Below are 820 nucleotides of genomic sequence, written 5' to 3' on the forward strand. Positions count from 1 at the left end.
AAATAACCTCCAAACTGAGTAATTTTATCTTACATCAGTTTGGAGGTTTACACAAACTTTGGGATGCTCCCGAAAATAAAAATCTAATATTTAGCTCCAAAATGCTGATATTAATGCACTTTTTTCAAAACTAATTTTTGCTGCGAAAGAAGTGCACTTTTTATGCGTGAAAGAAAAATAAATTAAGTTGACGTAAAACTGCAAGATTCAACAAAAGTAAAATTGAAAACTGCTGGATAAACATCCAGATGCCTGCTCGAATGATGCGTACTGGTTACTTGGTCAGTTGGTGCATTGCAGGGATAATATCATGAAACAGAGAACTAGACTGGTGAATCAGCTTCATGAGCAGTTGCATATTGCGTATCCGTCTTATGAGCAGTTTTTCAATGATATTAGCAGACCTGCGGCACTGTATTTCTGGAAGGCATTACCCATCCGGAATGTATCTGAAGGGTAAGACTTTTGAGGATTTTCGTGGGAAACTTATTCCTGCCAGTCACAATAAATATTACATCAAGACCTGCGAGACAATCTTAGACGCAGTAGATGGTGATAAAGTTAAAAATATTAAGTGTTCCATGTAGGGGGAGTGGAGAAAGTTATGGGATTTCAGGTAAAGTATGAAGAAATTACCAGCATTCGGGAACTGATTCTGGCACAGCTTGACTGGTGGATAGAACAGATAGATGCGGTAAGAAGCAGTATTGTAGAGATTGCTGCCATGCCGGAGATGCACGGAGAGGCGGCAGAGCATGTAAGAAGCTATATGTGGGATTATCATATGAATCTTGCAAATATGATAAAAGATACGATAGAA

General features: G+C 38.4%; 2 protein-coding genes. Both read left to right on the forward strand.

The features are described from left to right. Positions 1-389: 389 nt before the first annotated feature. Positions 390-587: a hypothetical protein gene (locus tag OCV43_RS13805; RefSeq protein WP_262624378.1), complete on the forward strand. Its 198-nt coding sequence runs from the start codon at positions 390-392 to the stop codon at positions 585-587. Between the two features lie 17 nt (positions 588-604). Further along, positions 605-820, forward strand: a 216-nt coding sequence (locus OCV43_RS13810) for a T7SS effector LXG polymorphic toxin (RefSeq protein WP_262624379.1), incomplete at its 3' end; no start/stop codon positions are given.

It is taken from the genome of Roseburia amylophila (genome assembly GCF_025567465.1).
Taxonomy (GTDB): Bacteria; Bacillota; Clostridia; order Lachnospirales; family Lachnospiraceae; genus Roseburia_C; species Roseburia_C amylophila.